The 4697-nt window shown below is 69.9% G+C and carries 1 protein-coding gene; it reads right to left on the minus strand.

Features of this window, described 5'->3' with window-relative positions:
• Nucleotides 1–4674, minus strand: a 4674-nt coding sequence (locus NM2_RS46725) for a type I polyketide synthase (protein WP_218026141.1), incomplete at its 3' end; no start/stop codon positions are given.
• Between the last annotated feature and the right edge of the window lie 23 nt (nucleotides 4675–4697).

Raw genomic sequence — 4697 nt, forward strand, 5'->3', positions numbered from 1 at the left:
GGGGAGCACCCGACCGGACACCACACCGGGGACGGTCTCGCCCGCCGCCAGAGCCCGGACGCCCGCGAGCAGATCGTCACGATCACGGCCCACGACCACGGCCCGATGCTCGAACACCGCACGCGTGGAGGCCAGCGAGAAGCCGGCATCCACCGCATCCGGATCGTGGGCGTCCACATGCGCGGCCAGGCGGGCCGCTTGGCCGGTCAGCGCGTCACCATCGCGCGCCGACAGCGTCCACGGCAGGATCGCGGGAACGGTTGCCACCGCTGGCGCGGTCTCGGCGTCCGGGGCCTGCTCGACGATGACGTGCGCATTGGTGCCGCTGATTCCGAACGAGGACACACCCGCGCGACGCGGCCGATGCACCTCCGGCCACGGTACCGGCTCGGTGAGCAACCGCACCTGGCCTTCGGACCAATCGACCTTCGTACTGGGCGCATCGACGTGCAGCGTCCGCGGCAGTTCCCCGTGCCGCATCGCCATGACCATCTTGATCACACCACCCACACCGGCCGCGGCCTGAGCGTGACCGATATTCGACTTCAACGATCCCAGCCACAACGGGCGGTCCGGATCACGGTCCCGTCCGTATGTGGTCAACAGCGCTTGGGCTTCGATCGGATCGCCCAGCGTCGTCCCCGTACCGTGCGCCTCGACCGCATCGACGTCCATCGTGGACAAGCCCGCGTTGGCCAGGGCTTGCCGGATCACCCGCTGCTGCGAGGGACCGTTCGGCGCGGAGAAACCATTCGACGCACCATCCTGATTCACCGCAGAACCCGCGATGACCGCGAGCACCTGGTGACCGTTGCGACGAGCATCGGACAACCGCTCCAACACCAGGGCACCGACACCCTCGGACCAGCCCACACCATCCGCGGCATCGGCGAACGACTTGCATCGACCGTCGGGGGACAGCCCGCGTTGCCGGCTGAATTCCACGAAGGTCTCGGGTGTCGCCATCACCGTCACACCACCGGCCAGCGCCAGATCGCATTCCCCCGACCGCAGCGACTGCGCGGCCAGATGCATCGCCACCAACGACGACGAACACGCCGTATCCACCGACACCGCAGGACCTTCCAACCCCAGCGTGTAGGCGATACGTCCGGAGACCAGACTGCCGGCCGCGCTGTTGCCGCTGCCCTGGGCGTAGTCGTGGTACATCACACCGGCGAAGACACCCGTCGAACTGCCCCGCAGCACGGTGGGGTCGACACCGGCGCGCTCCAGCGCTTCCCATGTCGTCTCCAGCAACTGTCGCTGCTGGGGGTCCATGACGGTGGCCTCGTTGGGGCCGATGCCGAAGAACTCGGGGTCGAAATCGGCTGCGCTGTGCAGGAATCCGCCTTCGCGCGTGTAGGACTTACCCATGCGGCCGGGTTCCGGGTCGTAGATGCCGGCGATGTCCCAGCCTCGGTCGGCCGGCAACGTCGTGATCGCATCTCCGCCCTCGCGCACCAGATCCCAGAGTTCCTCGGGGGAGGCGACTCCACCGGGGTACCGGCACGCCATTCCGACCACCGCGATCGGGTCGTCGTCGACCGCCCGCGTCGCGGTGACCTCGGTGTCCCGGCCCGTGCCGGTGAATTCCTCGGCCAGATGTCTGGCCAGTGCCTCGGGTGTCGGATAGTCGAACACCAGGGTGGCGGGCAGCGGCAGACCCGTGACGGCCTTGAGGGCATTGCGGAATTCGATGGCGGTGATCGAATCGAAGCCGAGTTCGTTGAAGGCCCGGTCCGCCGCGATCGAATTCGCGTTCTCGTGGCCGAGAGTCGCGGCGATCTGTCCACGCACGATGTCCACGAGTACCCCGAAGCGCTCGCTGTCGGGAGTGCTCGCCACCCGGGCGCGCAGCGCCGTGAACGTACCGGAGGCCGCGCCGCGGCGGGCCGGTACGAGGCCGGAAAGCAGTGCGGGCGTGGCTGTTCCCGCGTTTCGGATGCTGTCCGTGTCGAGCCGGGCGAGCACCGGCGCCGGCGCGTCGATACCGGTCACGGCGTCGAACAACGCCAGGCCCTGTTCGGCCGAGAGCGGTAGCAGGCCCGAGCGGGACATGCGATGTCGGTCGACGTCGCTGAGCTGCCCCGCCATACCTCCGTCCCACAGACCCCACGCCAGCGACGTGCCGCACCTGCCGGTCGCGGCACGGTGGGTGGCCAGCGCGTCCAGGCAGGAGTTGGCCGCGGCATAGTTGCCCTGTCCGGGATTGCCGAACACACCGGCCACCGAGCTGAACAGCACGAATGCTCGCAACGGCAGGTCGGCGGTCAGCTCGTGCAGATGGAGTGCCGCGTCGAGCTTGGGTCCCAGCACCGTATCCATCCGCGCCGGAGACAGCGACGCGAGAGCACCGTCGTCGAGCACGCCGGCCAGGTGGAAGACACCGGTCAGCGGGTGCGCGGCGGGTATGCCGGCCAGCACCGCGGCCAGCGCGCCACGGTCGGCGACATCGCAGGCGGCGAACGCGACCTCGGCGCCGAGGTCACCGAGTTCGGCGCGCAATTCCGCCGCGCCGGAGGCGGATTCGCCACGCCGGCTCAGCATCAGCAGACGGCGGACGCCGCGGGTGGTGACCAGGTGCCGGGCGAACAACCCGGCCAGCATCCCGCCCGCACCGGTGATCAGCACCGTCTCGTCCGGATCGAACTCGACCGCCTCGGCCGCGACGGGAGCCGCCCGGACCAGCCGTGCGGCGTGCACTCGCCCATCCCGCACGGCCACCTGCGGTTCGGCCGCGGCCAGGATGCCGCCGAGCAGACCGTCGAGTGCGGCATCGGTGTCGATCAGCACGATGCGGCCGGGGTTCTCGGCTTGTGCGGAGCGCACCAGGCCGCCGACGGCGGCACCGGCCAGATTCGTGATGTCCTCTCCGGCTACCGACACCGAGCCACCGATCCGGACCACGAGCACCGATTCGGTGAATCGCGCACTCGCCGTCCAGGATTGCAAGATCTCGAGAACGTGGTGCGTCGCGGCGTGGATCGTGTCGGGGTCGTTGCCCGCCGGGCAGTCCAGCACCACGACCGGCGGTATCTCGTCACCGAGCTCCGCCCATGCGGCCGTGGTGATGTCGGCCGCGTCCACCTCGATCGGGGTCCAGTCGATCCGGAAAAGGGCGTTGCCGACGGACGCGCCTGGGGCGAGCTGCGCGGGATCGACGGGACGGGAGGCGAGCCGGCGGACCGTCGCCACCGGAGCACCGGTGGTGTCCGCCAGATCCAGCGCCACGCCCTGTTCTCCGACGCGGGTCAGCTGGACCCGCACCGCATCCGCCCCCGCCGCATATACGGTCACTCCGGACCACTCGAACGGCAATGCCGGTCCGCTGGGGCGCGCATCGGCGAATCGCAGCGCATGCAAGGCCGCGTCCAGCAGCGCCGGATGGACGCCGAACCGCTGCGCGTCGGACCGGGCGGTCTCGGGCAGTTCGACCTCGGCGTAGAGCACGTCGCCGCTCGCTCGCCAGACCGAGCGCAGCGCCTGGAACGCGGGACCGTAGTGGTACCCCTGCGCGTCCAGGGCGTCGTACACCCCGTCGATGTCCACGGCGACCGCGCCGGTGGGCGGCCAGGTCCGCAGTTCGACGGCGGCGCTGGCGTTTTCGCGCGCGAGAGTGCCTTCGGCGTGCACCGTCCAGGAGGACAGCGCATCGGCGTCGTCCTCGAGGCGGGAGAAGATCCGCACCGCGCGACGACCGGCCCGGTCCTCGGCGCCGACCACGACGCGCACCGCCGTGCCAGTGGTTTCCGACAGCACCAGCGGGGCTCGGAGGACGAGCTGCTCGAGGTGCTGACAGCCGACCTGTTCACCGGCGTAGAGGGCCAGATCGACCAGGCCCGTGCCGGGGAACAGGACGGTGTCCATGACCGTGTGGTCGGCCAGCCACGGGTGCGTTCGCAGCGACAGACGCCCGGTGAGGTCCGTACCGTCGGAGTCCGGCTGGGACACCACGGCCGAGACCAGCGGATGTTCCGTGGCGACCAAGCCCATCGCCCGGGCGCCGCCGGATGCCGTGGACGCATCGGACAACCAATACCGCCGACGCTGGAAAGCGTAGGTGGGCAGATCGATTCGCCGGGCGCCGGTTCCGGAGTAGAAGGCGCCCCAGTCCACGTCCGCACCGGTGACGAACAGCGTCGCCAGTCCGGCCGTCAGGGTCGACGGATCCGCCTGGTGCCTGCGGGCCGACGCCACCACCACCGGGGACGCGGCGTCGAGGGTCTGGGTGACCATCGGCGCCAGCACCGCATCCGGACCGACTTCCGCGAAACGCGACACCCCCAACTCCGCCATCACCGTCACCGCATCGGCGAACCGCACCGAATCCCGAACCTGATTCACCCAATACGACGGGACCGACATCTCCTCGGTCACCTTCGCACCGGTCACCGTCGACACCAACGGCACGGTCGGACGCCCGAACGCCAAAGCCTCGATCGCCGAAGCGAATTCGGCAAGCATCGGCTCCATCAATGCCGAATGGAACGCATGCGACACCCGCAAACGATGTGTGCGCCAGCCTTTTTCCGCACACCGCCCCGCGACGGCCACCACATCGGCCTCGACGCCGGACAGCACCACCGACGACGGACCGTTCACCGCCCCGATCGACACGCCTGCCCTCAGCAGGGGCAGCACATCGGTCTCGGAAGCACCCACAGCGACCATCGCGCCGCCCGGAGGCTGTGCCT

Origin of the sequence: Nocardia miyunensis NBRC 108239, assembly GCF_001613065.1 — a bacterium.
GTDB lineage: Bacteria > Actinomycetota > Actinomycetes > Mycobacteriales > Mycobacteriaceae > Nocardia > Nocardia miyunensis.